Annotated in this window: 21 protein-coding genes and 1 pseudogene; 18 read left to right on the top strand and 4 right to left on the bottom strand. The window is 66.4% G+C overall.

The window, feature by feature from the left end; all coding sequences use genetic code 11:
- The first annotated feature begins 32 nt into the window (after positions 1-32).
- The 3 genes from EV560_RS10575 (at position 33) to EV560_RS10565 (ending at position 2,157) form a co-directional block, all read left to right on the top strand.
- Positions 33-1,463 (top strand): DUF1254 domain-containing protein, encoded by a 1,431-nt coding sequence (locus EV560_RS10575; RefSeq protein ID WP_131855721.1) that lies wholly within the window; start codon positions 33-35, stop codon positions 1,461-1,463.
- A 92-nt stretch (positions 1,464-1,555) separates the two neighbouring features.
- Positions 1,556-1,909, top strand: coding sequence for an HdeA/HdeB family chaperone (locus EV560_RS10570; protein ID WP_131855720.1), 354 nt, complete (start codon positions 1,556-1,558; stop codon positions 1,907-1,909).
- A gap of 29 nt (positions 1,910-1,938) precedes the next feature.
- The gene (locus tag EV560_RS10565) at positions 1,939-2,157 is read left to right on the top strand and encodes a hypothetical protein (RefSeq protein ID WP_131855719.1); all 219 of its coding nucleotides are present in this window, start codon (positions 1,939-1,941) and stop codon (positions 2,155-2,157) included.
- A 272-nt stretch (positions 2,158-2,429) separates the two neighbouring features.
- Here EV560_RS10565 and EV560_RS10560 read toward each other — a convergent pair whose 3' ends face one another.
- A complete protein-coding gene (locus EV560_RS10560; RefSeq protein WP_248312024.1) occupies positions 2,430-3,314 on the bottom strand; it encodes a LysR family transcriptional regulator in 885 nt (294 codons plus the stop codon).
- A gap of 142 nt (positions 3,315-3,456) precedes the next feature.
- Here EV560_RS10560 and EV560_RS10555 point away from each other — a divergent pair, with 142 nt between their 5' ends.
- The 10 genes and pseudogenes from EV560_RS10555 (at position 3,457) to EV560_RS10510 (ending at position 15,737) form a co-directional block, all read left to right on the top strand.
- On the top strand, positions 3,457-5,016 hold the full coding sequence (locus tag EV560_RS10555) for an ABC transporter substrate-binding protein (RefSeq protein ID WP_131855717.1): 1,560 nt from the start codon (positions 3,457-3,459) through the stop codon (positions 5,014-5,016).
- Between the two features lie 170 nt (positions 5,017-5,186).
- On the top strand, positions 5,187-6,131 hold the full coding sequence (locus tag EV560_RS10550; RefSeq protein WP_131855716.1) for an ABC transporter permease: 945 nt from the start codon (positions 5,187-5,189) through the stop codon (positions 6,129-6,131).
- Complete coding sequence (locus tag EV560_RS10545) at positions 6,128-7,012, top strand: ABC transporter permease (RefSeq protein WP_131855715.1); 885 nt, start codon at positions 6,128-6,130, stop codon at positions 7,010-7,012. Before EV560_RS10550 ends, EV560_RS10545 begins: the two co-directional genes overlap by 4 nt.
- Positions 7,009-7,968: an ABC transporter ATP-binding protein gene (locus tag EV560_RS10540; RefSeq protein ID WP_131855714.1), complete on the top strand. Its 960-nt coding sequence runs from the start codon at positions 7,009-7,011 to the stop codon at positions 7,966-7,968. The genes EV560_RS10545 and EV560_RS10540 overlap by 4 nt, the downstream gene beginning before the upstream one ends.
- Positions 7,965-8,846 (top strand): ATP-binding cassette domain-containing protein, encoded by an 882-nt coding sequence (locus EV560_RS10535; protein ID WP_131855713.1) that lies wholly within the window; start codon positions 7,965-7,967, stop codon positions 8,844-8,846. The genes EV560_RS10540 and EV560_RS10535 overlap by 4 nt, the downstream gene beginning before the upstream one ends.
- The gene (locus EV560_RS10530) at positions 8,833-10,908 is read left to right on the top strand and encodes a hydantoinase/oxoprolinase family protein (protein WP_131855712.1); all 2,076 of its coding nucleotides are present in this window, start codon (positions 8,833-8,835) and stop codon (positions 10,906-10,908) included. Before EV560_RS10535 ends, EV560_RS10530 begins: the two co-directional genes overlap by 14 nt.
- A complete protein-coding gene (locus tag EV560_RS10525; protein ID WP_131855711.1) occupies positions 10,905-12,647 on the top strand; it encodes a hydantoinase B/oxoprolinase family protein in 1,743 nt (580 codons plus the stop codon). The genes EV560_RS10530 and EV560_RS10525 overlap by 4 nt, the downstream gene beginning before the upstream one ends.
- A complete protein-coding gene (locus tag EV560_RS10520) occupies positions 12,644-13,801 on the top strand; it encodes a DSD1 family PLP-dependent enzyme (protein WP_131855710.1) in 1,158 nt (385 codons plus the stop codon). The genes EV560_RS10525 and EV560_RS10520 overlap by 4 nt, the downstream gene beginning before the upstream one ends.
- Before the next feature lie 199 nt (positions 13,802-14,000).
- Positions 14,001-14,447 (top strand): VOC family protein, encoded by a 447-nt coding sequence (locus EV560_RS10515; protein ID WP_131855709.1) that lies wholly within the window; start codon positions 14,001-14,003, stop codon positions 14,445-14,447.
- Between the two features lie 78 nt (positions 14,448-14,525).
- Positions 14,526-15,737 (top strand): annotated as a pseudogene (locus tag EV560_RS10510) (MFS transporter).
- Positions 15,738-15,851: 114 nt separating this feature from the next.
- On the opposite strand, the gene EV560_RS10505 reads toward EV560_RS10510, so the two are convergent.
- On the bottom strand, positions 15,852-17,162 hold the full coding sequence (locus EV560_RS10505; RefSeq protein ID WP_131855708.1) for an aspartate aminotransferase family protein: 1,311 nt from the start codon (positions 17,160-17,162) through the stop codon (positions 15,852-15,854).
- Between the two features lie 113 nt (positions 17,163-17,275).
- On the opposite strand from EV560_RS10505, the gene EV560_RS10500 reads away from it, so the two are divergent.
- Positions 17,276-18,124, top strand: coding sequence for a LysR substrate-binding domain-containing protein (locus EV560_RS10500; RefSeq protein ID WP_131855707.1), 849 nt, complete (start codon positions 17,276-17,278; stop codon positions 18,122-18,124).
- Here the strand turns inward: EV560_RS10500 and EV560_RS10495 are convergent.
- The gene (locus EV560_RS10495) at positions 18,086-19,012 is read right to left on the bottom strand and encodes a LysR substrate-binding domain-containing protein (protein WP_131855706.1); all 927 of its coding nucleotides are present in this window, start codon (positions 19,010-19,012) and stop codon (positions 18,086-18,088) included. The genes EV560_RS10500 and EV560_RS10495 overlap by 39 nt on opposite strands.
- Positions 19,013-19,197: 185 nt before the next feature.
- Here EV560_RS10495 and EV560_RS10490 point away from each other — a divergent pair, with 185 nt between their 5' ends.
- From EV560_RS10490 to EV560_RS10475, 4 genes are read left to right on the top strand one after another with little or no spacing between them, the layout of a single operon-like run.
- Positions 19,198-20,931 (top strand): hypothetical protein, encoded by a 1,734-nt coding sequence (locus tag EV560_RS10490; protein ID WP_131855705.1) that lies wholly within the window; start codon positions 19,198-19,200, stop codon positions 20,929-20,931.
- A 5-nt stretch (positions 20,932-20,936) separates the two neighbouring features.
- Positions 20,937-21,398: a tripartite tricarboxylate transporter TctB family protein gene (locus EV560_RS10485; RefSeq protein WP_131855704.1), complete on the top strand. Its 462-nt coding sequence runs from the start codon at positions 20,937-20,939 to the stop codon at positions 21,396-21,398.
- A gap of 24 nt (positions 21,399-21,422) precedes the next feature.
- Positions 21,423-22,943 (top strand): tripartite tricarboxylate transporter permease, encoded by a 1,521-nt coding sequence (locus tag EV560_RS10480; protein ID WP_131855703.1) that lies wholly within the window; start codon positions 21,423-21,425, stop codon positions 22,941-22,943.
- Positions 22,944-22,984: 41 nt separating this feature from the next.
- On the top strand, positions 22,985-23,986 hold the full coding sequence (locus tag EV560_RS10475) for a Bug family tripartite tricarboxylate transporter substrate binding protein (protein ID WP_131855702.1): 1,002 nt from the start codon (positions 22,985-22,987) through the stop codon (positions 23,984-23,986).
- 113 nt (positions 23,987-24,099) lie between these two features.
- On the opposite strand, the gene EV560_RS10470 is transcribed toward EV560_RS10475, so the two are convergent.
- Positions 24,100-25,173 carry a LysR family transcriptional regulator gene (locus EV560_RS10470; RefSeq protein WP_131855701.1) on the bottom strand — a complete coding sequence of 358 codons (1,074 nt, stop codon included), beginning with the start codon at positions 25,171-25,173 and terminating at the stop codon, positions 24,100-24,102.
- Positions 25,174-25,217: the final 44 nt, after the last annotated feature.

The following is a 25,217-nucleotide window of genomic DNA, read 5'->3' as shown; positions in this document are numbered from 1 at the left end:
ACCACGTCTTCGAAGCAGTTGAGGAGGTAGACATGAAGATGACCCGTCGGTCCGCCGCGTTTGGCGGAGTGAGCCTGCTCGCCGCATCGGCAATGAGCCGTTCGGCGCTGGCCCAGGAAGGTGGCCTGCTGGGCATAGGGGAGGGGCTGGAGGATTTCTGGCTCGCGACCGAAGCCTATATCTATGGCTACCCGCTCGTGACCATGGAAATGACCCGGCGGATCCTGACCAATGTCGCGGAGCCGGTCGGAACCAAGGCGCCGATGGGGCAGATCATCAAGCTGCGCCATTATCCCGATGCGTCGTTCCGCGACGTCACCGCGCCCAACGCCGACACGCTCTACACGACTTCGTTCTTCGATGTCGGCAAGGAGCCGTGGGTGCTCAGCATTCCCGACATGCAGGGGCGCTATTTCCTGATGCCCATGCTGGACGGCTGGACGAACGTCTTCCAGGTTCCGGGCAAGCGAACCACAGGCACCGGCGCCCAGACCTATGCGATCACGGGGCCGGGCTGGACCGGCAGCCTCCCCGCCGGCGTCAAGGAATACAAGTCACCGACCAGCCTGGTCTGGCTCCTCGGCCGGATCTATTGCACCGGCACGCCCGAAGACTATGCAGCCGTCCACAAGCTGCAGGACGAGTTCAAGCTGGTTCCGCTCAGCGCCTATGGCAAGGCCTACACGCCGCCCCCGGGCAAGGTCGATCCCGAGATAGACCTCAAGACGCCGGTTCGCGAGCAGGTCAATCGCATGGATGCGACCGCCTATTTCACGCTGCTCTGCGAGCTGATGAAGACCAATCCGCCCGCCGCGGCGGATGCGCCTCAGCTCGCCAAGTTCGCGCGCATCGGCATCGTCCCTGGGCAAGCCTTCGACGCAAGCAAGTTGAAAGCCGATTTCGTCAAGCGGGTCCCTGAAGTCGGGTTCGACAGGATCATGCTCCAGTTCAAGGTCAACCCGGCGGTCACGAACGAGAACGGCTGGGCCTTCACCACGAAGACCGGCATCTATGGCACGGACTATCTGATGCGCGGGCTCGTGACCGCCATCGGGCTTGGTGCCAATCGTCCGCAGGACGCCGTCTATCCGACCTCCAAGGAAGACGCCGACGGCGCCAAGTATAGTGGCGCGAACAAATACGTCATGCGCTTCCCCAAGGGGCATCTGCCCCCGGTGGAGGGGTTCTGGTCGCTGACGATGTATAACAGCCAGTACTTCTTCGTGAGCAATCCGCTCAACCGCTATTCGATCAGCGCCCGGCAGGATTTGCAGACGAACCCCGACGGCTCGACCGATCTCTATATCCAGGCCGAGTCCCCGGGCAAGGACAAGGAAGCCAACTGGCTTCCCGCGCCGACCGGCGACTTCATCCTGATGCTGCGGATGTATTGGCCGAACGAGGCGGACCCGTCGATCCTCAACGGCACATGGAAGCCGCCCGCGGCCAAGAAGGTTTCCTGAGCGAACGGCCCATGCCGGCTCTCGCGGGCCGGCATGGGCTCCGCATGACTTTTCCGCAGTTCCAGTCACTTCGAAATCAGGGTTGAACCACCATGCGCAAGACATTGATCATCGCAGCGCTCCTTGGCTTCTCGTCGCTGCATGCGGCGCAGGCCCAGACCAGGCTGAGCGCTTACGCGGACGAGAACGGCTTCATCGACGTCCAGAAACTCACCTGCGCTCAACTTGCCGGAACCTTCCAGGAAGACGCCGACATGCTGGCCACCTGGTATAGCGGCTGGTACAACGGCCTCGCGCGCAAGCACTTCCTCGATGTGAAGAAGGGGAAGGAGGCCGAGCACGAGGTGATCGTTTACTGCAAGGCCAACCAAGACAAGAAGATCATCGAGGCGATCGCCGTCGTGTTCAAGGACATGCGCGCGAAGCTCGGCATCGAGATGAAGTAACGCCGCCGCTCATGGCAGGAGGACCGTTCATGAAGGCTCTGATCCTGGTTGTCGGAATGCTCGGGCTGGCGGCGATCGCCGTTCCGGAGGATGCCAACGCTGTCGTCTGCGCGCGTGGCGTGGTGAGAGCGGGATGCGCCGGGCCCAATGGCGCCGTCGTCGCGCGACGACCCGCGCCAAGGGCCGTGGTGGTGAGGCCGGCGCCGGTCCGCTGTGCGATCGTCAACGGAAGGCGGGTCTGCCGTTAGACCTGTCGCGGGGGCGATGACGATAAAGCTCGCCCGCCGGATTGCGATGACGTGACGGATCAACACGCGTCCGACAGCGAGTTCGTTGGAACGGAAGCCAGGCAGCTTTCAATGAAGGCAGCCTGGCTTCCCGCATGATTGTCAAACGATGGACAAGCTAGAGCGCTTCTGCCTCCGAAGCGGAAGCGCTCTCTTTGGCCTGACGCATTTTCTATACGCGAACCGGTGCCCACTTCGCTCGAATATGCTCCAGGTCAGTTCGGCCACTCCCGTCACTTCGTCGCGATGTCACGGGCGAGATTGGCGAGATAGCTGCATTCGTCGGCGGATTCGTTGTTCCACCACATCGCGCAGAGATTGTGCGAGGGGATCGGCGGATCGGATTCGAGGACGCGCAGCGTCAGCTTCTCGCCTGACAGGTGGATCATCTCGCGCGGGATCATCGCCGCGCCGGTTCCGGCGCTGGCGAGGCGCGCGATCACGGTCAGCGGATTGCAGGTATTGAGTCGGCGTGGTTTCAGGCCATGCGCGCCGAACCACATCTGGATGGTGGTGAACAGGCCCGATGGCGAGCTGTTGGTGAAGATCGGCAGGTCGACGAGGCTCTCCGGCGTCGCCACATTTCCCTGAAAAGGCAATCCCTCGCCGATCACCCAGACGAGATCGATCAGCCAAAGCGGGACGATGGTGATCCCCGCATGGACGCGCGGCTGCGAGAGAAAGGCGATGTCGATCGAGCGGTCGAGCAGGAGCTGTTCGAGCTTCGTGCTGAAGTCGACGGTGACGTCGACCTGCAATTCGACGTGGCGGCGAGCCAACTGGGCAAGCAGATCGGGCAGGATGGCGGCGGCGAAGGAATCGGCGGCGCCGATACGCAGCAGGCTCTTGCCGTGCAGCCCGTCCTTGCTGTGGCGCTGCACCTGCTCGGCATGCGCCAGCATCCGCTCGACATCAGCATAGATCGCGGAGCCCAGCGTCGTCGGCACCGGCCGGTAGAGCGACCGGTCGAACAGATCGCCTCCGAGGATGCGCTCGAGCTCCTTGACCCTGAGGCTCACCGTCGGCTGCGACAGGTTGAGATGCGATGCGGCGGCGCGGAAGCCGCCGAGCCGGGCGACCCAGTAGAAGGCTTCAGCCTGGCCGAAGGTGTAGCGCATCGGCAAGACGATAGTGAATCACAATCAAGCGGCCAAGAGTTCTTATTTTAATTCCTTGCCGGCGCGATGTTACGCTCATCGGGTTCGGTGCGAAGGCCAAGTCCCGCGCCGCCAAGGCATTGCCATATAAAGGGGATGTTACATGGCCAATCTGCCGACAAATCGCCGGGAGTTCCTTGCCGCCGGCGCCGGTGGCGCGCTTGCTTCGCTTCTGCCCTCGAGCTTGCTCTACGCTCAGCCGAATAACGGCAAGACGCTGACCGTCGTCCTGCCGAGCAATCCGATCACGATCGATCCGATCAATCAGCTCAATCACGACGCGATGATCCTGGGCCAGACCGTGTTCGAGAACCTCGTCGAATACGACGCCGACGGCGTGCTGAAGCCACAATTGGCCAAGGCCCTGCCGACGATCTCCGCCGACAAGAAGACCTATACGTTCGAATTGCGCGACGACGTCACCTTCCACAACGGCAAGAAGATGACCGCCGAGGATGTTAAATACTCGTTCGATTACCTGCTCGACGCCAACAACAAGGCGCTGCGCCGGCCGCTCTTCACCAAGATCGCCAAGGTGACCGTGCTCGACCCGCTCAAGGTCCAGTTCGAGCTCTCCGAACCCTATGGCCAATGGGTCTATTTCCTCACCAAATACATGGGCATCTTCCCGGCCGGCTCGCGCAAGGAGCATGGCGACGACTATTTCAAGTCGAAGCCCGCAGGCGTCGGCACCGGCTTCGGAATTTTCGAGGAGTGGAAGCCGAACGACTCCATCAGCTTCAAGAAGAACCCGAATTACTGGCGCAAGGGCCTGCCGGCCTGGGACCGGCTCGTCGTCAAGATGATCCCGGAGGACGCGACCCGCGTCGCCTATCTGCTGACCGGCCAGGTCGACATCATCAGCGCCCCGCCGCCGCGCGAGTTCAACCGACTGAAGACCATGCCGAACGTCACTGGGGCCTCGCGTCCGACCCTGGGCGGCGCTCTCCTGATGTTCACCAATACCCTGAAGCCGCCGCTCGACGACGTGAATTTCCGCAAGGCGCTCTCCTGCGCCATCGATCGCAAGACGATTGCCGACAAGGTCTATTACGGGCTGCTCGACCCAACCGGCGTGCTCGCGCCGCCGCGCGGCTGGTGGTTCAACCCCGAGGCCGACAAGGAACTCGCCTTCGATCTCGACCGAGCCAAGGAATTCCTGGCCAAGTCGAAATATCCGAACGGCGCGGAGATCGACATCAGCATCCAGGCCGAGCCCTATCTGCTCGATACCAAGGACGCGGCGATCTTCCTGCAGGCGCAGCTCGCCAAGATCGGCGTGAAGATCAACCTCAAGGTCTACGAGTTCTCGGTGCTGATCCAGCAAATCGCCCGCGGCGAGCACCAGATGGCAATGCAGGTCTTCATGTCGCCGGGCGAGCCGACCTACATCGTCGCCAACACGGTGATCCCCGGGCAGTTCCTGTCCAAGAGCACGGGCTACGACAATCCCGAGCTCGCCGCGCTGATGGCGGCGGCCTTCGCCGAGACCGAACAGGCCAAGCTGAAGGAGATCTACGGCAAGATGCAGATGGTCATGGCCAAGGACGCGCCTATCGGCGTGCTCGGCTTCGTCCATGCCTCCAATCTCTGGCGCCAGGGCGTGCAGGACTTCAAGGTCAACCAGGCGCTGACCATGAGCGTCGGCGAGGTGAAAGTCTGAAGGAGCAGTCGTTCGAGCGTCATCCCGGACAAGCGGCCGAGCCGCGCCGATCAGGGATCCGTCGCAGGGCTTCGGCACTCGACGATGGATCCCGGCGCTCCACTGCGCCGCGGCCGGGATGATTCGAACGAGCCAACCGCAACATGTCGTGACCTAGGACCTCGAAGCCCATGCTTCGCCTCGTTGCAGGCCGGATCATCTCGTCGATCGGCACGCTGCTCTTCGTCGGACTGGCGCTGTTCGCGCTGACGCGTTCCGGTCCGGGCTCCCCGGCCCGGATCGTGCTCGGCGCCGACGCCAATGCCGAGCAGATCGCGCAGTTCGAGCAGGCGCACGGCCTCGACCAGCCGTTCCTCACGCAATACGGCAAGTGGCTCGGCGATGTGCTGCGCGGTGATTTCGGCAAGTCCTTCGTCACCGGCCGCGACGTCGCGGCCGAGATCGTGAACGCGCTGCCGGTGACGCTCTCGATCGTGCTCTTCGCCTTCGCCATCGCCGTGATCCTCGGCGTCGGCATCGGCATCCTCGCGGCGCTGCGGCCCGCCGGCGTCTTCGACCGGCTGAGCCGCTTCTTTTCGGTGCTGGGCCTGTCGATCCCGGCCTTCTGGCTCGGCATCGTGCTGATCCGCTTCATTGCGGTCGACCTGCGCTGGCTGCCGCCAGGTGGCTATGCGCCCCTCTCGGCCGGGCTTGCAGCGCATCTCCAGACCATCCTGATGCCGGCCGTCTCGCTCGCGGTCTACTATGTCGCGGTGCTCGCCCGGATGACGCAGGCGAGCCTGCAGGAGACCTTGCGCGGCGACTATGTCCGCACCGCCCGCGCCATGGGCCTCTCGTCCCGGCAGGTCGTGTTCTATGCGCTCATCAACGCGCTGCCGCCGGTGGTCAATCTCGCGGCGCTCTCGTTCGGATACATGTTCGGATGGGCCCTGATCATCGAGCAGGTCTTCAACGTGCCCGGCCTGTCGCGCGCCCTGCTCAACGCGATCTCGCAGCGCGATTTCCTGCTGCTGCAGGGCATCGTCTTCCTGTTCACCACCATCTTCGTCTTCGCCAATCTCGGAGCCGACCTGCTCAACCGGGTGCTCGACCCGCGCCAGAGGGCGGCGGCATGAACCGGTTCGGCCCCGCCCTGCGCGCCATCGACTGGACCGGCTGGTTAGGGGCCGCGATCGTGATTTGCATCGTCCTGGCCGCGGTCTTCGCGCCGCTGATCGCGCCCTATGACCCGATCGCGCTGTCGGTCGAGGACAGGTTGAGCGCACCTGACGCAGCGCATTGGCTCGGCACCGACCAGGCGGGCCGCGACGTGCTCAGCCGCATCATCTTCGGCGCGCGCGCCTCGCTCGCCGTCGGCATCGGTGCCGTCACGATCGGCGCGCTGCTTGGCGTCTCCGCCGGGCTGTTCGCGGCCTATAAGGGCGGACTCGGCGAGCAGATCACGATGCGCCTGGTCGATGGCATCGCCTCCATTCCGCTTCTCGTCTGGGCCATCGCCATCGTCGGCATCCTCGGTGTCGGCCCGCTCCCGGTCGGCCCTCTGGTCCTGCCGAACGAGTTCAAGATCGTCGTGCTCGTCGGCTGCCTGTTCTCGCCGGTCTTCGCCCGCATCACCTATGCCGTGGCCAAGCGCATCGTCGGCGCCGACTACGTCAAAGCGCGCTATCTCCAGGGTGCGTCCCACTGGGACATCGTGCTCGGCGATATCCTGCCCAATTGCCTGTCGCCGATCATCGTCCAGGCGACGCTCCTGGTCGCCATCGGCATCGTCGTCGAGGCTTCGATCAGCTTCGTGGGGCTGGGCGTGCAGCCGCCGGCCCCGAGCTGGGGCACGATGCTCTCGGATGCCCGCAACGCGATCTATTCCGGCGAATGGTGGCTGCCGGTCTTCCCGGGCCTCGCGATCTCGTTGACCGTGATCGGCTTCAACCTCCTGGGCGATGCGGTGCGCGACCTGTTCGACCCGCGCAGCGAAGCCAGGACACTGGTCGCATGAGCCTGCTCAGCATCGAGGGCCTGCGCGTCGGTTTCCGCGGCGCCAATGGTGGTGTGATCGAGGCGGTGCGCGGCGTCGATTTTGCGATCGCGCCGGGCGAGGCGGTCGGAATCGTCGGCGAATCCGGGTCGGGCAAGAGCCTGAGCATGCTGGCCGTGATGCGCCTGCTCGCTTCGCCGGCACGCGCCACCGGCGGGCGCGTGATCTTCGACGGCGCGGATCTGCTGCAGGTCGGCGAGGCCCGCATGCGTGCCGTTCGTGGTCGTGACATCGCCATGGTCTTCCAGGATCCGCAGAGCTCGCTCAACCCGGCCTTGACCATCGGGCGCCAGATCACCGACGTGGTGCGCGCCCACCAGCAGGTATCCGCCGGCCAGGCGAGACGGATCGCGGCCGAGGCGCTGGAGCGGGTCGGCATTCGCGATGCGGCCAGACGGCTCGACGCCTATCCGCACGAATTCTCCGGTGGCATGCGCCAGCGCGCGCTGATCGCGATGGCGATCGCCTGCCAGCCGCGCCTGCTGATCGCCGATGAGCCGACCACCGCGCTCGACGTCACCGTGCAGGCGCAGATCGTCGACCTGATCGCCGAGCTGCGGCGCGATCTCGGCATCGCCGTGATCTTCATCTCGCATAATCTCCAGCTCGTCTCGGAAATCGTCGACCGGGTCGTGGTGATGTATGGCGGCAAGGTCGTCGAGGACGGCCCGGTCGAGGCGATCGAGCTTGCGCCGCGCCATCCCTACACGCGCCTGCTCAGGGCTTGCGTGCCGAGCCTGGTCGGCCCGGTCGGCCCGCTCGTCGCCATCGAGGGCGCGCCGCCGCGCCTCGGGCGCATGCCGGCTGGCTGCCCCTTCTCGCCGCGCTGCCCACGCGCGGTCGAGCCCTGCGCCAGCGAAATGCCCGAGATGGTCGGCGAGGCCTCGCGTCGCGTCGCCTGCTGGAGGCCGCAATGACCGGCCCGCTCCTCTCGTTGCGCAATGTGACGAAATCCTTCCCGCAGGGCGGCCTGGTCGACCGGCTGCTCGGCCGCGAAACCCGCTTCGTCGCGCTCGACGACGTCTCGCTCGAGATCGCCCGCGGCGACGTCGTCGGCATCGTCGGCGAGAGCGGCTCGGGCAAGTCGACGCTGGCGAACCTCGCGGTCGGGCTGGCAAGGCCAAGCTCGGGCGAGGTGCTGCTCGATGGCGAGCCGCTCTCGGCGCTGATGCGCGATCATGGCGGGCCGTGGCGCCGTCGTATCCAGATGGTGTTCCAGGATTCGAGCAGCGCGCTCAATCCGCGCAAGACGATCGGGCGCTGCCTGACGGAAACGCTGGCGTTGCGCGGTGTGCCGCGCGTCGAACGCGGGCAGGAGGCGCTGGCGCTGCTGACCTTGGTCGGCCTCGGCCCGGAAATGGCTCCCCGCCTGCCGCACGAACTCTCCGGCGGCCAGCGCCAGCGCGTCGGCCTGGCCCGCGCGCTCGCGATGCAGCCGGACCTCCTGATCGCCGACGAGCCGGTCTCCTCGCTCGACGTCTCCCTGCAGGCGCAGGTCATCAACCTGCTCTCGCGCCTGACGCGGGAGCTTGGGCTCACCCTGCTCTTCATCAGCCATGATCTCGCGCTGGTGCGCACGCTCTGCACGCGGATCATCGTGATGCGGAAGGGCGAGATCGTCGAGCAGGGCGCCTGCCTCGACGTGCTCGACCAGCCGACCCACCCCTACACCAAGCTCCTGATCGCGGCGGTGCCCAAGGGCATCGCCGGCCGGCGCTCTCCAGGCCAGCCGGACGCCATGCGCGCCGCCGCGGCCACCTCCCAAACCCGAGACGAGTTCCATGGTGCAGCATAGCTACAGGATCGGCATCGATATCGGCGGGACCTTCACCGATGTCGTGGTCGCGCGCGACGACGGCCTGGTCGAGACACGCAAGGTGCCCTCGACGCCGGATGATTACAGCCGCGGTATCGCCCTCGCGATCAAGTCGCTGGTCGAGGAATTCCAGACGACGCCGGACCGGATCACCGGCATCGTCCATGCGACCACGGTCGCGACCAATGCGATCCTCGAATACAAGGGCGCCCGCACCGGCCTGCTGACGACCGAGGGCTTCCGCGACGTTCTTGAGATGCGGCGGCTGCGCATCCCGGTGCTCTACGACCTGCAATACGACAAGCCGAAGCCGCTGGCGGCGCGGCATCTGCGGCTGGAGGCGCGCGAGCGGCTTGCGGCCGATGGCTCGGTGCGCATTCCGCTTTCCGAGGAGGATGTGCGCGAGGCGGCGCGGCGCTTCCGCGAGGCCAAGGTCGAGGCGGTCGCGATCAGCTTCCTGCACGCCTATGCCAATCCGGAGCATGAGATCGCGGCCGAGGCCATCCTGCGCGAGGAGCTCGGGGAGGAGGTCTATATCTGCCGCGGCTCCGAGATCCTGCCGGAGATCCGCGAATACGAGCGCACCAGCACGGTCGTGGTGAACGCCTATATCGGCCCCGTCGTGCGCAACTATGCCAGCGCGCTGACGGCGCGGCTCGCCTCGATCGGCGTGACCTGCCAGGTCGAGATGATGCATTCCGGCGGCGGCATCATGCGGCTGGGCTCGGCGGTGAAACGGGCGGCGTCGCTGGTCGAATCCGGGCCGGCGGCCGGCGTCATCGCCTGCGCGAGGCTGGTTTCCGGCGGCGCGGAGCCCAGCATCATCTCCTTCGACATGGGCGGCACCACGGCCAAGGCGGCACTGATCGAGCATGGCGAGCCGGCCCGCACCACCGAATACGAGGTTGGCGCCGGCATCAACCTGTCGAGCAAGCTGGTCAAGGGCGGCGGCTACCCGATCAAGATGCCCTTCATCGACGTTTCCGAGATCGGCGCCGGCGGCGGCAGCATCGTCGCGATCGACCGGATGAACCAGGTCTCGGTCGGCCCGCAAAGCGCCGGCGCCTATCCCGGCCCGGTCTGCTACGGGCTCGGCGGCCAACAGGCCACCCTCACCGACGCCTTTCTGACGCTCGGCTACATCAACGATGTCGCGCTCGCCGGCGGCAGCTTTCCGCTCAAGGCCGAGGCCGGGCGCGCCGCGCTCAACGACCAGGTCGCCCGCCCGCTCGGTCTCGACCTGACGCAGACGGCACGCGGCGTGCTCACGCTCGCGGTGACGACGATGACGCGCGCGGTCAAGGCGGTCTCGACCTATCGCGGCCGCGACCCGCGCCAGGCGACGCTGGTCGCGTTCGGCGGCAATGGCCCGGTCGTCGCGGCCGAGGTCGCGAGGGCGCTCGGGATCAGGCGCGTGGTCATCCCGCGCGCCGCGGGTGTGTTCAGCGCGCTCGGCCTGCTGCGCTCGGATGTCGAGCAGGAATTCGTGCGGCCCTCGCGGCGGCGCGCGGGGGAACTGGACGATGCCGGACTGGGACAGCTCTTCGGCGAGCTGACCGAGGATGCAACGCGCATCCTGGCGCTTGAAGGCTATGATCTCGCGCAGGCCGAGTTCCGCCACGCGGCCGATCTTCGCTATGTCGGGCAGGCCTATGAGCTCACCGTGCCGGCCAGGCGTTTTGCAGTCGCGGAGCTGGCCGAGCTGTTCCATCGGGAGCACGAGCGCACCTATGGCCATCGCTCGCAGAAGGACCAGGTCCATCTCGTCAATGCCCGGCTGACTGTACGAATGCCGCTCGTCGCGCCGAGGCAGCAATTCGCGGCGGAGCCGCCAATGCGCCGCAACGACCGGATCGTCGCCTTCGACGCGGCCAGGTCCTCGGCCGCGATCGCGGTGATCGGCCGAGCCGATCTCGACGGCATCGCCCGGCGCGGCCCTTTCGTCATCGAGGAATACGACTGCACCTGCGTCGTCGGCCCCGACCAGACCGCGCGGCTCGACGAGGCCGGCAATATCGATATCGCCCTGGAGGCCGCATGAGCGCGCGAGAGATAGACCCGATCACGCTCGAGGTGATCCGCAATGCGCTCGCCTCGACCGCCGACGAGATGGCGCTGATCGTGATGCGCTCGGCCTATTCGCCGGTGGTGCGCGACATCATGGATTACTCGACCGCGCTCTGCGACGCGCAGGGCCGCGTGATCGCGCAGGGGCTGACCTTGCCGATCCAGCTCTGCTCGTTCCCGCGCATCATGGGCTTCGTGCGCGAGCGCTTCGGCGGCACGCTGCGGCCCGGCGACATCCTGATCGCCAACGATCCCTACGGCTCCGGCGGCCAGCATCTGCCGGATGTCTATATCCTCAAGCCGATCTTCGTCGACGGACGCCTTTCGGGCTTCGCCGCCACGGTGGCGCATCACACCGATCTCGGCGGTATCGTGCCGGGCAGCGTCGCGATCTACGCGACGGAGATTCAGCAGGAAGGCCTGCGCCTGCCGCTGATCAAGCTCTACGAGGGCGGCGAGCCGGTCGAGGCCGTGTTCCGCATCATCGAGGCGAATACCCGTTCGCCGGTCGAGGTGCTCGGCGATATCCGCGCGCAGATCGCCGCCTGCAACGTCGCCGAAGAAGGCTTGCGGGCGCTGGTCAGGCGCTACGGCGCCGCAACGCTCGACGCCTATATCGACGCGTTGCACGACCATGCGGAGGCGATGATGCGCGATGTCATCCGCGCGCTGCCGAACGGGGTCTACCGCGCCTACGACTATATCGACGGCGTCGGCGAAAAGCCCGAACCGCTCGCCATCGTCGCTACGGTGACGGTCTCGGATGACACGATCGACATCGATTTCGACGGCACGGCCGGGCAGGTCGCGGCTTCGATCAATTGCCCGATATCCCTGCCGGAATCGGCCGCTTTCTGCGCGATCCGCTGCCTGTCGCAGCAGGACATCCCGAATTGCGAGGGCTATCTCAGGCCGATCACGGTGCGGGCGCCCGAGGGCTGCCTCGTCAACCCGCGTTATCCGGCGGCCTGCGGCGCGCGCGGCGTCGTCGGCTACCGCGTCTTCGATGCGATCATGCAGGCGCTGGCCCAGGTCGTGCCGGAGCGCGCCATCGGCGGCTCCGAGGGCGGGCCCTATCTGCTCGCGGCCGGCGGTACGCATGAGGGGCGCTCCTTCGTGCTGAACGAGATGGTCGTCGGCACCTGGGGCGCGCGCGCCGGCAAAGACGGCATCGAGGGCATCTCCAACCCCGCCGCCAATCTGTCGAACCAGCCGATCGAGATGATCGAGACCGACATGCCGGTCGAGGTGCTGCGCTACGGGCTCGTGCCGGATTCCGGTGGTCCCGGCGAATTCCGCGGCGGGCTCGCCTTCGTCCGCGAGTTCCGTTTCCTCGCGCCGGCCCGTTTTGTCTTGCGCGGGGACCGGCGCGACCATCCGCCCTTCGGCTTCGAGGGGGGAGCCGTCGGTGCGCCCTCGGCGCATCTGCTGATGCGGGCCGATGGTTCTGCCGTGCAATTGCCGACCATGCCGATGGAGAGCTTCACCGCCGGCATCGGCGACGTGTTCCGCCTGACCGGTGCCGGTGGCGGCGGCTACGGCGACGCCTTCAAGCGCGAAATCGGCCGGGTCGCCGACGATCTGCTCGAAGGCAAGATCACGAGCGCGGGCGCGGCACGGGACTATGGCGTGGTGCTCGCGCGGGACGGGGCCTCGATTGACCTGGAGGAAACGCAGCGCCTGCGCGCGGACATGATGGAGGCGCGCGCGTGACCCTCGCTCCTTTCGGCGCAGCGGCGCTCAACCAGAAGCTCGTTGGCGAAGCCGGCAGCCGGTTCCGGCTCGAGACCCCCGCGGCGGTGCTCGATCTCGATCTGTTCGAGCGGAACATCGCACTGCTCGCCGAGACCTGTCGCAAGGCTGGGCTCGCTGTCCGGCCCCATGCGAAATCGCATAAATGCGCGGAGATCGCCCGCCAGCAGATGGCGGCGGGTGCGCTCGGCATCTGCTGCGCCAAGCCCGGCGAACTGCTGGCGCTGTTCGAGGGCGGCATCCGCGACCTGCTGCTCAGCGCTCCGATCGCCAGCCCGACGAAGATCGATGCGCTGGCGCGCGCCGCAGCGGCCGGTGGCCGGATCGGGGTGGTGGTCGATCGTGCCGATCTCGCCATCGCCTATGGCGAGGCGGCAAGGCGACACGGCGCGGTCCTCGACGTGCTGATCGACCTGGATGTCGGGCTGAGGCGCAGCGGCGTCGCGACGCCGGCCGAGGCGGTCGACCTGGCGAAGCTCGTTTCGGGGGTGGACGGGCTGCGCTATCGCGGCGTCCAGGCCTATCAGGGCCGGGTCCAGCATATCGACGATTTCGCTGCACGCCGGGCTGCCAATCAGGAGATGGGCCGGCTGCTCGCAGCCATGATCGCGGCGCTGCGCCAGGCCGGCTTCGAACCGCAGGTCGTCTCGGGCGGCGGCACCGGCAGCCATCTCCTCGACGGCGAGGAGCAACTGCTGACCGAGATCCAGGCCGGCTCCTATGTCTTCATGGACGAGGCTTATAACAGCGTCGACATGCACGGGCAGGGCGGACCGGAGTTCGAGCCGGCGCTCCGCATCGCCGTCACCGTGATCGGGCACAGCTCGCTCGGCTTCGCCATCACGGACGGCGGCAGCAAGAGCTTCGCGCTCGACGGTCCGCCGCCGCGTGTCTTCCTCGGAGGCGAGCTGGTCGGGCGGATCGAATGGTGCGGCGACGAATTCGGTCGCATCCTTCCTCGGGAAGGGCAGGGCCCATTGCCGATCGGCACGGTGGTCGAATGCACCGTCCCGCATTGCGACCCGACGATCAATCTTCACGATTTCCTGCACGTCGCGAGCGGCGATCGATTGATCGCCCTGTGGCATGTCGAGGCCCGCGGCAGGGCCGACTGAGAAATCCGCAGCGCACTCGGACGCCCATTTGCAAATGCATCAGGGCAATTGACATTGTTCGAGGTTATACGTTGATATCAACCCAGATCGGGCGAGCCCCATCGCCATCCGGTGATCGATCCATCATGGCTCGGTCGCCGGACATCGCAACGATTCCGCCAGCCCGGTCGGCGGCGACGCCTTGATAAAGGAGATGACCATGAAGATCGTGACCAGCCTGAGCTTTCAGGGGCAATGCCGGGAGGCCTTCGAATTCTACGCCAAGGTCCTCGGCGGCAAGATCACAGCTGCGTTTCCCTATGGCGACGCGCCTCCCGGCATGCCGATCACCGACGACAAGTACAAGACCTGGCTGATGCATTGCTGGCTGGAGGTCGGCGACCAGGCGCTGATGGGCGCGGACATGGACACCAACTGGGCTCCCAATATCGAGAAGCCCAAGAACGGCTTCGATGTCACCCTGCACAGCCAGGACAAGGCGCAGGGCCAGCGTTGGTTCGATCAATTGTCCGAGGGCGGCAAGGTGGGGATGCCTTTCGGCGAGACTTTCTGGTCGCCCGGCTTCGGCTCGCTGATCGACAAGTTCGGCGTTCCCTGGATGGTCAACACGATCCCGTCGGCCGACTGGAAGCCGCCGCAGGGCTGATCTCGGGGCGCTGAAGTCCATCCCGTGCTTCGCATGCGACATCGAAAGCCGGCGCCTCGCGCGCCGGAGGAGATCGGCATGGCCTTGTCCTATCGCTGGGTGATCGTTGCAGCCGGCGGATTGCTCGGCTGCGTCGCGGTCGGTGCGATGTTCTCACTGCCCGTCTTCCTGCGTCCGATGTCGCAGGATACAGGCTGGTCCGTCACCGGCCTCTCCAGCGCCATGACGATCGGCTTCCTCGCCATGGCGGCGGCAAGCATGGTCTGGGGCGGCCTGTCCGACCGGTTCGGCCCGCGGCCTGTGATCCTGACCGGCTCGATCACACTGGCTGCGAGCTTGGCGCTGGCCAGCCGGGCGGACTCGCTCGTCGAATTCCAGCTGTTGTTCGGCCTGTTGGTGGGTGCCGCGACCGCGGCGATCTTCGCGCCGATGATGGCCTGCGTCACCGGCTGGTTCGACGAGCAGCGTGCGCTCGCCGTTTCGCTGGTTTCGGCAGGCATGGGCATGGCGCCGATGACCATGGCGCCGCTGGCGGCCTGGCTGGTCACGATTCACGATTGGCGCGCAGCAATGCTGATCATCGCCGGCATGGCCGCCGTCATCATGATACCGGCGGCCTTGCTCGTGCGCCGGCCACCCATGACGAACAAGGCCGCGGCCGAGAGCACGGACGCGGCGGCGACCTCGGAGATGAGCGTCGGCCAGGCGGTGCGGTCGCCGCAATTCATCACGCTGATGCTGGCGAATTTTTTCTGCTGCGCCACGCATTCCGGCCCGATCTTCCACACAGTCAGCTACGCCGTCACCTGCGGCATTCCGATGGTCGTGGCGGTCTCGATCTAAAGTGTCGAGGGTCTGGCCGGCATGTTCGGACGCATCGGCTTCGGCCTTGCGGGAGACCGTTTCGGGGCGCAGCGCGTCCTCGTGGCGGGTTTGCTGGCGCAGGCCTTCGGCGTTCTCGCCTATGCCTCCGTCGGCCAACTCGGCGGCTTCTACGCCGTGGCCGTGGTGGTCGGATTCATTTATGCCGGCACGATGCCGCTCTATGCGGTGATCATCCGCGAGAATTTCCCGATGAGAATGATGGGCACGATCATCGGCGGAACCGCGATGGCAGGAAGCCTGGGCATGTCCACCGGGCCTTTGCTCGGCGGCCTGATCTACGACACGTTCGGCACCTATGCGCCGATGTATGTCGGCTCCTGGGGCCTGGGGCTGGCGGCTACGCTGGTCCTTGCGACGTTCAAGCCTTTTCCCGCTCAGCCCACGGCCCGCCTCGCGGCGACGTGACGAAGGCGCTCTCCGGCTGCTGCCCGTTGACGGTGCGAAGCAGCGGCCGGATGCGGAACCTGGTCGCCGCCGGCAAGTCGGCATCCACCAAGCCGAGACGTCGTGCGTCGGCTCTCACCGAGTTCGGCTGGCAGCCTCGATGGCATCCGACATGATCGCCAGTCCCTGGTCGATCTCGGCATGCGAGACCGTCAGCGGCGGCGCCAGGCGGAAGACGCCGCCCATGCCGGGCAGCTTGACGATGTTCATGCTCAGGCCCCTGCGCATGGCCTCGTCCATGATCTGCGCGCCGAGCTCGAAACCCGGTGCCTTGCTCTGCCTGTCGGTGACGATCTCGAGCCCGAGCAGCAGCCCGCGCCCGCGCACGTCGCCGACGCATTCGTATTTCTGCTGGAGCGCGAGCAGCCCCTGCTTCAGCCTGTCACCACGCTCTCCGGCCTGCGCGACGAGGCCGTCGCGCTCGACCACGTCGAGAACGGTCACGCCGACCGCCGCCGTCAGCGGATCGGAGACATGGGTGGTGTAGAACAGGAAGCCGCGTTCGAACGCCTTCTGCTCGATCGCCTCCGTCGTCATCACCGCGGCGAGCGGCAGGCCGGCGCCGAGCGTCTTCGATAGCGTCATGATGTCCGGCGTCACGCCGTCGCGCTGGAAGGCGAACATGTGGCCGGTCCTGCCGACACCGGTCTGCGCCTCATCGAGGACGAGCAGCATGCCGCGCTCCTCGCATTTGCGCTTCAGCGCGGCGAGGTAGCCCAGGGGAAGCTCCAATATGCCGCCGCTCGACAGGATGGGCTCGGCGATGAACGCCGCGAGATTGCCGGTCGACTGGCGATCGATCAGCTCGAAGGCGTCGTCAAGCTCGGCCTGCCAGTCATTGCTGCCATCAGCGTGCTTGAAGCGCGGGCGATAGGAGTTAGGCGCGGGGATCACGAAGGAACCCGCCGCGGCCGGCCCGTAGCCGCGTCGACCGGCGCTATAGGTCGCCGATGCGGCCGCGCCCGTCATCCCGTGCCAGCTCTGCGCGAAGGCGACGACCTCGTGCCCGCCCGTCACCAGCTTGGCCATGCGGATGGCCGCCTCATTCGACTCCGCCCCGGTCGTGAGGAGCTGGACCCGGTCTAGGCCAGGCGCCAGCGCCGCCAGCCGCTCGGCCAGCGTCACCACCGGCCGCGAGAGCATGCCGCTGAAGAGATGCGCGACCGACGCCATCTGCCGGTCGACCGTCGCGACGATGTCCTTATGGGTATGGCCGAGCACGGCGCTCATTTGCCCGGACGTGAAGTCGAGGATGCCGCGGCCATCGGCATCATAGACGAAGGAGCCCTCGGCGCGTTCGACGATGATCGATTCGAAGCTCGGTCCATAGCGGGTCAGATGCTTCCTGGCGGCGGCCCAGAACGCGGGATCGGCATTGAGCGACATCGGCTTCTCCTCTCGTCCGGCGCCTCTGCAATCGCCGTTCCAGAGCGCTAGCGGCCCTTGCGCCAGCAGGCAAATTGATACTTCTTCAATCCGATATCGAAAGATTTGATGCCATGCCGACGCTCGATCTCGCCTTGCTCAGGAATTTCACCATCGTCGCGCGGGCGGGCTCGATCAGCCTCGCCTCGCTGCAGGTCGGGCGGACGCAATCGGCGCTGAGCATGCAGATGCAGCGCCTCGAGGAGTTGATCGGCCAGCCGATCCTGCACCGGAGCGGCTCAGGCGTGCGCTTGACGACGGCCGGTCACACGCTCCTGGCGCATGCGGAGAGCCTGCTCGCGCGGCATGACGAGATCCTCGCCGAGATGTGCGGAACGGGCCTTGGCGGCTCGCTGAGCCTTGGTTGCCCGGAGGACTACTCGATTGCGTTCCTGCCCGATCTGTTGCGCGGCTTTTGCGCCCTCCACCCGGAGGTCGAGCTGCGCATGGTTTGCGCGCCGACCTCGGAGCTGCGCCCGCTGCTGCACCGCCGGCAGATCGAGATGGCACTCGTTTCGGTGCCGGACGTGACGAGCGGCGAGGTTGTCCGGGAGGAGCGCTTCGTCTGGGTCGCCAACAAGGCGGAGCCCGCGCTTCTGCGCCACGCCATTCTGCCGTTGGCGCTCTCGGCGCCGATGACGCTCGACTATCGGGCCGCCTGCGATGCCATGGAAGCGGTCACCCGGCGCTACAGGATCGCCTTCGCCAGCAACAGCCTGGCCGGTCTCATCGCGATCGCCCGCTCCGGCCACGCCATCAGCGTCCTGACCCGGACGGCCGTTCCGCCCGATCTCCACGTTGTTTGCGCCGGCCTGCCGCCGCTCCCGAAGATCGGCATCGCGCTGGAATTCGCCGACCAGCGGCCATCCGCAGTTGCGAGGGCATTAGGTGATCACATCCGGGTCGAGCTGCCGAAGCTTTGAGGCACCGTGTGGCGCCGCCTCTTCCTGCAGCACGGCGAGGAAGGCGCGAGCGGTGCGCGAGAGCGCGATGTGGCGTGCGTGGACGATACGCGGCATGACCGCGACTTCCGGCGAGAACCGGCGCTGCACGGCTTGCGGAAAAATCTCCGCCACCCCCATCGGCTCGACAATCGCAATGCCGCAGCCCTTCATCGCCAGGGCGCAGGCGCTGATCGTATGATTGCTGCCGACCATCACCTGCCGATCGAGGTCGACGGTTCGGAAGGCCTCTCCGAGCAGCTCGTGGATCGGCTCGCTCTGGATGTTGGTGATGATCGCCTCCTCGGCGAGATCGCCAGGCCGGATCTCGACCCGTTCGGCCAATGGATGCCCGGGTGCCATCACGCAGACCAATGACGTCGTGAATAGCGGTATCGTCACCGCTCCGGCATGGTCACCGGGCGTGAAGATCACGCCAAGGTCGATCTGCCCGCTGCTGGCGAGATCGAGAATCTCCTTTGTCTTGGCGATCTGCAGCCAGATCCGCACGCGCGGCCGCTCACGCCGGAAGCGCGCGATCGCATCGGCGACGAAGCTGCAGGAGAGCGTCGGCGTGCACGCCAGCGTCAGCACGCCGGCCTTCGACTCCTTCAGGTCGCGCGCGTATTTCTCGACGATGCCGACCGAGTGAAACACCTTCTCGACCTCGCGAAAGAGATTGAGCGCCTCGGGCGTGGGCTGGGCCCGCCCTTTGCCGCGCTGGAAGAGCGCAAACCCAACGAGATCCTCCATGCGCCGGACCGCCTTCGAGACGGCGGGCTGTGACATCTGCAATTGCCGGCCGGCGCCGGTGAGACTGCCGGCGATCATAACCGCGCGGAATATTTCGAGCTGGCGAAGATTGAACATGCCTTACCATAGCCTGCGGTTATGGTTGCTGCATCAATCAGTGCTCGACGTAGCGGCCGCTCCCGGCGCAGCATTGGACAACAAGACAGCGCGAGAATGCGCGGCGAGGAAGCACAGGGATGGCGAAGGCCGCATGGGATGCGCGCCGGCTCGCCTTTGCGCCTCGCTCTTTGCGGAGTGACGGCATGGCGAGATTTGCGAAGCGGGCGATCGAATTCCACAGCGGCTATGTCTGGAATTTCGACTGGATCCGCCGCGGCATCGAGTTTGCGCACCGGCACGAGATGACCTCGCTCATCCTGCACCGCAACGACATTGTCGACATGGTCGTCTATCCCGGCACGCTCTTCGGGGCGTCCGACGCGGGGCGGAACATCTTCGAGCGCTACCGGGAGATTTATCCCAAGCTCTACAAATACACGCCGACGCGCCGCAGCGGCCCGTACCAGCGCCGCGACTACCTGCGACGCGTCATCGATCTGGCCGGGCGGCACGGCATCGAGGTCTGGTTCGAGAACAAGGAGCTGTCCTTTCCCGATATCCTCCTCGAGCTCAATCCGCAGCTCGTGAAAGGCGGAACGCTTTGCCCGAACGATCCCTTCTGGTGGGAGTTCGTCGACGCCAAATACACCGAGCTATTCCAGGATCTGCCGGGGATCGCCGGCATCATCACGGCGCCGGGCACGGGGGAAAGCCGGCTTGCGATCTCGTCGAACCGGTGCACATGCGAGGCCTGCAAGGGCAGCACGCCGCAGCGCTGGTACCGCGAACTGATCATGGCGATGCATGCGCCGATCCGTGCCGCCGGCCGCGAGCTGATGATCCGCGACTTCGTCTTCGACAAGAAGGCGCAAACCGAGCTTGCAGAGACCATCTCCGGCCTGCCGGAGGACGTGATCGTCAGCCTCAAGAACACGCCGCACGACTACTATCCGACCTTCCCCGACAACCCGCGGCTCGGCGATGTCGGCAATCACCGGCAATGGGTCGAGTTCGACACCATGGGCCAGTATTTCGGCTGGGGCATCGGGCCCGCCGTCATCATCGACGATTATCGCAAGCGCATGGAGACGGCGCTGCGCCATGGCGTCGAGGGCGTCATCCTGCGGACCGACTGGGAAAGCCTCGACGGACATTCCTGCTTCCACACGCCCAACCGGCTGAATCTCCATGCCGGAGCGGCGCTTGCCGTGGATGCGGCGGTGACCGACCGGACGATCCACCGCTCCTGGCTGAGCGAGACCGGGATGACCAGGCAGGGCGCTGATGATGCCGAGCTCGATGCCGCCGCCGACTGGAGCGCGCGCCTCTTCGCCCGGTCCTGGGAGATCGTGTCGAAGAGCCTGTACGTCAACGACTGCGTCTTCTCCGACTCCAGCAACTATCCCGTCAGCCTCGATCATGCCTGGTGGCTGGCCGAGAAGAAGAACAGCCTGAAGGACTGGGATGCCTCGAAGGAGAACGCGCTCGAAACCTCGGACGCCAATGTCCGCGCCATCCTGGCCGAAAAGGACGAGGCGCTGAGGCTGGTGGAGCTGCAGCCGGCCCTGGCATCCGATCCACCTGCCGCCCTGACGGAAGCGGCCCATACGGATCTCGTCGGCCGCATGGAGACCTTCAGGCTTTATGTGGCGGGATGGCGTGCCGCTGTCCACGCCTGCATCCTGACGAAATTCCTGCTCGATCGCCCGACGGATGACGGTGCCTTCGCGCGCGAGGTGCGCTCGCGGATCGATGCTGCCTTCGACCTCCTGCAGACTCTCGCCGGGGAGATGAAGGCCTATGCCGCAGCGACGGATCAGCACTTCGCCGCCTACAACATGCTCGGCTGGGAGCGCCTGCTGACCCTGCGCGATGATCTGTCGGGCCGCCTCGCCGACATGCCGCAGGCAACTGCGCAGCCGGCCGTCGTGGAGTAGGGCCGTTGAACTCTGCAGAGCGCTCGGGGCCAGCGGCACGGACGGTCCAGCTCGCCGTGGCGCTGGCGCTGCTCGCCGGCTGCTCGTTCTATCTCTACGCCGCGACCGGATTCTCGTTCGGCGTCTGGAACAATCCGAGGGCCGGCTTCGTGCCCACGATAGCGGGCTGCATCGGCGTCGCGCTGGCGATCGGCAACCTCGTCCGCGTCTGGCGGGTGGGCTCGCCGGGGCCGGTCGAGCTCGGCCTTTCGCCGCAACGCGCCCTGGCCTTCCTCGCCGTTCTGGCCGCCTATGCGGCGCTGTTGGGCAAGATCGGCTTCCTCCCGGCGACCTTCGCCGCCACGCTGGCCCTGCTGCTGGTCAGCCGGGGCATGCGCGGGCTCCTCCAGACGCTGGTCATCGCGGGCGCCTTTTCCGCCATCATCTGGCTGCTCTTCGGCTTCGTCCTCAAGCTGCCCCTGCCATGACCGCCCTCCCATGACCTATCTGCCATGACCTCCTTCCACGCCCTCCTTGAAGGCTTCCAGCTCGCGGTGACGCCGGGCAACCTCGTCGCGGCGGGCGTCGGCGTGCTGCTCGGCACCTTCGCGGGAATGCTGCCCGGCCTCGGCATCTCCGGCACGATCGCGCTGCTGATACCGATCAGCTTCGGGCTCGATCCCTTCACGGCCCTCGTTATCTTCGGCGGCATCTATTACGGCGCGGCCTATGGCGGCTCGACCACCTCGATCCTGCTCAACGTTCCCGGCGAAGGAGCCTCGGTCGTGACCTGCGTCGAGGGCTACGCGATGGCCCGGCGCGGGCGCGCCGGAGCGGCGCTTTCGGTCGCGGCCCTCGGCTCCTTTTTCGCCGGCATGCTGGGGCTGGTCGGGCTCGTGCTGTTCGCCCCGACCATCGCAGGCTGGGCGCTCGCCTTCGGGCCGCAGGAGTATTTCTGCATCGCCGTGCTGGCGCTGGTCGTGCTCTCCGGCATCAGCGGCCAGTCAATGGTGCAATCGGGCCTGATGGTCGTCGTCGGCGTCATGCTCGGCACGATCGGCATCGATCCGATGACCGGCGTCGAACGCTTCACCATGTCGAGCGACATCCTGCTCGACGGCGTCTCGTTCATCATCGTCGTCATGGGCGTCTACGGGATGGCCGAGGTGCTGCAGACGGCGGCCGACGGCGATTCGGCGGTCTCGCCGCCGCGCATCGCCTTCCGCGACCTCTATCCGACACGCGAGGAGCTGAGCCGGTCGATCCCCGCCATCTTCCGCGGCAGCGTCATCGGCTTCCTGATCGGACTGGTGCCCGGACCATCCGGAACGATCTCGACCTTCCTGTCCTACGCCGTCGAGAAGCGGTTCAGCCGTGGGCGCGACCAATTCGGCTCCGGAGCGATCGAGGGGGTGGCTGGGCCGGAATCCGCCAATAACGGCGCGGACACCTCGACCCTGATCCCGCTGCTGTCGCTTGGCCTGCCGTTCAACGCCGGCGCCGCGCTCCTGCTCAGCGGCTTCCTGATCCATGGCATCACGCCCGGCCCCAACCTGGTGAGCACCCGCCCGGATCTGTTCTGGGGCCTGGTGGCGAGCCTGGTCGTCGGCAACGTCATGCTGCTGGTCATCAACCTGCCCTTCGTCGGCGTCTTCGCCAGCCTTCTGCGCATCCCGTTGGGCATCTTGATGCCGCTGGTCGCCGTCATCGTGCTGAGCGGCACCTATTTCATCGGCAACAACCTCTCGGACCTCTGGCTCGCCATCGCCTTCGGCGTGCTCGGCTGGGTGTTGAAGGGCACCGGCTACAGCGTGGCGCCATTGATCATCGGGCTTTTCCTCGGGCCGCTCATCGAGAAGGGTTTTATCCAGTCGATGGTTCTCGCGGATGGCAGTCTCGTCACGCTGATGTCGCGGCCGTTCAGCGGCATCATGCTCGGCGCCGCGGCTCTCTTCATCGTCATCCGCATCGGTCTCGAGCTGAGGCGCCGCTTCGGCAGCGCGCCTCTGGAAGCCGCTTCGGCGCCGCGGTGATCACCACGCACAACGACAAGAACGTCATCAGGGAGAGACACATGCAGAATCAGCTTCGCACCCGTCGCATGGCGCTGGCGGCCCTCTGTCTCGCGCCGCTGTTCGCGGCACTGCCGGCCTCCGCCCAGAGCTATCCGCAGCGGCCGATCCGCGTGATCGTGCCCTTCCCCGCCGGCGGCTCGACCGACATCATGGGGCGGATCCTGACGAAGGCCGTCGAGACTCGCCTCGGCAAGCCGCTGATCATCGAGAACAAGCCCGGCGCCGGCACGATGACCGGCCTCAACGAACTCGTCGGCGCTCGCCCCGATGGCTACACGATCGGCATGGTCACCAGCACCATGGTCCTGCAGCCGCTCTATGGCGGTTCGCGGCATGACTATCCGAACGCGCTGCAGCCGATCGCGCAGGTCACGGTGACGCCGCCTGTCCTCGTCACCGGCTCCGACACGCCCTGGAAGACGGCGAAGGACCTCATCGACGACGCCAAGGCCCATCCCAGGAAGATCAAGTACGGGATCACCGGCTTCGGCAATTCCTCGCATATCGGCCCGACGCAGCTCGCGCGCGCCGCCGGCATCGAGATCGAGCCGGTTTCGTTCGACGGCGGCGGCGTGTTGCTGACCGCGCTGCTTGGCGGCCATATCGCCGTCTCCGCCGGCAGCACCGTGGACTACAAGCCGCATATCGAGGCCGGCAAGCTGCGCCCCCTGCTCAGCTTCGGGGCCACCCGCAGCGAAGATCCGCTCTACAAGGATGTGCCGACCGCCAAGGAACTGGGCTACGATGCGGAGATTGTGTCCTGGACTGGCGTCGCCGCCCCGAAGGGGCTGCCGGCCGATATCGCCGCCAGGCTCGACGAGGTCTTCGCGGCGGCGATGGCCGATCCCGAAGTCAAGGACGCCATCGCCAAGCTCGGCTCCGAGCCCGTCTATCTCAACGCCGCCGGCTTTGGCGCGCGCTGGGCGTCGGAAACGGCCAAGCTACGGCAGGTCGTCGCCGAAACCGGCATCCTCGAGCTGGTCAAGAGCCAGCGGCGGTAGAGCATTTCCGCGCTTCTCCGAAACGTGAAAATTCTCTATCTCTTTGTTTTGACGCATTTTCTTCACGCGAACCGGTCTCCACTTCGCTCGAAAATGCTCTAGACTGACATCGGTTATTGGGCTCGAGCCGAACCTGTCGGTGCGGCCGACGGCAACAGACCGCGGCCATCGTAGATCTCGCTCGCGACCTGGCGGAACAGATCGACGGCCGGGGAGGGACGGGTTTCGTTCCAGACCAGCGAGAGGATGACCGAGGGCATCTGCTCCGCGATCGGGATGAGGGCAATCTGGTCGGTCATGAAGCGTCGGGCGAAGCTCGGCGAGATCGCAATGCCGAAGCCCGAGGCGACGAAGCCGATCTGCGACAGGATGGTCGGCACCTCGTATTCGATACGCGGGCTCAGGCCCAGCTTGGCGAAGGCCGCGATGATGTGGTCGTAGTGATAGGGCGAGATCTTGCGCGGCGGCAGGATCAGGGGCTGGCTCGCGAGCTGGTCGAGCGACAGCACGCTTTGCCGGCTGAGCGGATGGCCGATCGGCACCAGTGCGGCGAACTGCTCGCTCAGGATCGGCTGGATGCCGAGGGAGGGGCCGGCGGCATTGCGCCAGACGACGCCGATATCGACCTGGCCCTCCTGCACCGCATTCATCACATCCATGGTGTGCCCTTCCTTGAGCACGACATGGACCCGCGGATGGCGCGCCCGGTAAGGCGAGAGAATGCGCGGCAGCACGTCGTACATCGCCGAGGGCACGCAGCCGACGAACATCTCGCCGAGATCGCCGGTGCCGACGCCCTGCATGATCTCGTCGAGGCGCTGGGCGTGCTCGAGCAGGCCGATCGCGTGGCCGAGCAGCATCCGCCCGGCCGCCGTGAGGACGACCTGACGGTTGGCGCGGATGAACAGGGGCGAGCCCATTTCATCCTCCAGCGCCTTGATGTGCAGGCTGAGCGGCGGCTGGGAGATGCCGAGCTTGCGCGCGGCGCGGCCGAAATGCAGCTCCTGCGCCACCGTCACGAAATAGCGGAGGCGATTGAGGTTGAGGCGCTGGCCGAGATGGCCGCGATGGAATTCGGGCTGCGCCGGCCGGCCGGGAATCAGCGCCATGTCGTCGGCCGCGACCTTGGTCTCGGCGCCGCTGCCGCGGGCGGGTCGGTCGGTACCCATGCTCAGGGAGGTCCGCATCTGCTGCCGGTCTCCGCCGGCGGTCAGGCGAAACTAGACAGGAA

Origin of the sequence: Allobosea sp. BK604, from assembly GCF_004341515.1 — a bacterium.
Lineage (GTDB): Bacteria > Pseudomonadota > Alphaproteobacteria > Rhizobiales > Beijerinckiaceae > Allobosea.
The sequence above is the reverse complement of the archived record's forward strand: the minus strand, read 5'-3'. Positions and strand labels throughout refer to the sequence as shown.

What these genes read in the sequence shown, in the direction of transcription:
- EV560_RS10575 (WP_131855721.1), top strand. Translation starts at nt 33, where the DNA reads ATGAAGATGACCCGTCGGTCCGCCGCGTTTGGCGGAGTGAGCCTGCTC.
- EV560_RS10570 (WP_131855720.1), top strand. Translation starts at nt 1,556, where the DNA reads ATGCGCAAGACATTGATCATCGCAGCGCTCCTTGGCTTCTCGTCGCTG.
- EV560_RS10565 (WP_131855719.1), top strand. Translation starts at nt 1,939, where the DNA reads ATGAAGGCTCTGATCCTGGTTGTCGGAATGCTCGGGCTGGCGGCGATC.
- EV560_RS10560 (WP_248312024.1), bottom strand. Translation starts at nt 3,314, where the DNA reads ATGCGCTACACCTTCGGCCAGGCTGAAGCCTTCTACTGGGTCGCCCGG.
- EV560_RS10555 (WP_131855717.1), top strand. Translation starts at nt 3,457, where the DNA reads ATGGCCAATCTGCCGACAAATCGCCGGGAGTTCCTTGCCGCCGGCGCC.
- EV560_RS10550 (WP_131855716.1), top strand. Translation starts at nt 5,187, where the DNA reads ATGCTTCGCCTCGTTGCAGGCCGGATCATCTCGTCGATCGGCACGCTG.
- EV560_RS10545 (WP_131855715.1), top strand. Translation starts at nt 6,128, where the DNA reads ATGAACCGGTTCGGCCCCGCCCTGCGCGCCATCGACTGGACCGGCTGG.
- EV560_RS10540 (WP_131855714.1), top strand. Translation starts at nt 7,009, where the DNA reads ATGAGCCTGCTCAGCATCGAGGGCCTGCGCGTCGGTTTCCGCGGCGCC.
- EV560_RS10535 (WP_131855713.1), top strand. Translation starts at nt 7,965, where the DNA reads ATGACCGGCCCGCTCCTCTCGTTGCGCAATGTGACGAAATCCTTCCCG.
- EV560_RS10530 (WP_131855712.1), top strand. Translation starts at nt 8,833, where the DNA reads ATGGTGCAGCATAGCTACAGGATCGGCATCGATATCGGCGGGACCTTC.
- EV560_RS10525 (WP_131855711.1), top strand. Translation starts at nt 10,905, where the DNA reads ATGAGCGCGCGAGAGATAGACCCGATCACGCTCGAGGTGATCCGCAAT.
- EV560_RS10515 (WP_131855709.1), top strand. Translation starts at nt 14,001, where the DNA reads ATGAAGATCGTGACCAGCCTGAGCTTTCAGGGGCAATGCCGGGAGGCC.
- EV560_RS10505 (WP_131855708.1), bottom strand. Translation starts at nt 17,162, where the DNA reads ATGTCGCTCAATGCCGATCCCGCGTTCTGGGCCGCCGCCAGGAAGCAT.
- EV560_RS10500 (WP_131855707.1), top strand. Translation starts at nt 17,276, where the DNA reads ATGCCGACGCTCGATCTCGCCTTGCTCAGGAATTTCACCATCGTCGCG.
- EV560_RS10495 (WP_131855706.1), bottom strand. Translation starts at nt 19,012, where the DNA reads ATGTTCAATCTTCGCCAGCTCGAAATATTCCGCGCGGTTATGATCGCC.
- EV560_RS10490 (WP_131855705.1), top strand. Translation starts at nt 19,198, where the DNA reads ATGGCGAGATTTGCGAAGCGGGCGATCGAATTCCACAGCGGCTATGTC.
- EV560_RS10480 (WP_131855703.1), top strand. Translation starts at nt 21,423, where the DNA reads ATGACCTCCTTCCACGCCCTCCTTGAAGGCTTCCAGCTCGCGGTGACG.
- EV560_RS10475 (WP_131855702.1), top strand. Translation starts at nt 22,985, where the DNA reads ATGCAGAATCAGCTTCGCACCCGTCGCATGGCGCTGGCGGCCCTCTGT.
- EV560_RS10470 (WP_131855701.1), bottom strand. Translation starts at nt 25,173, where the DNA reads ATGCGGACCTCCCTGAGCATGGGTACCGACCGACCCGCCCGCGGCAGC.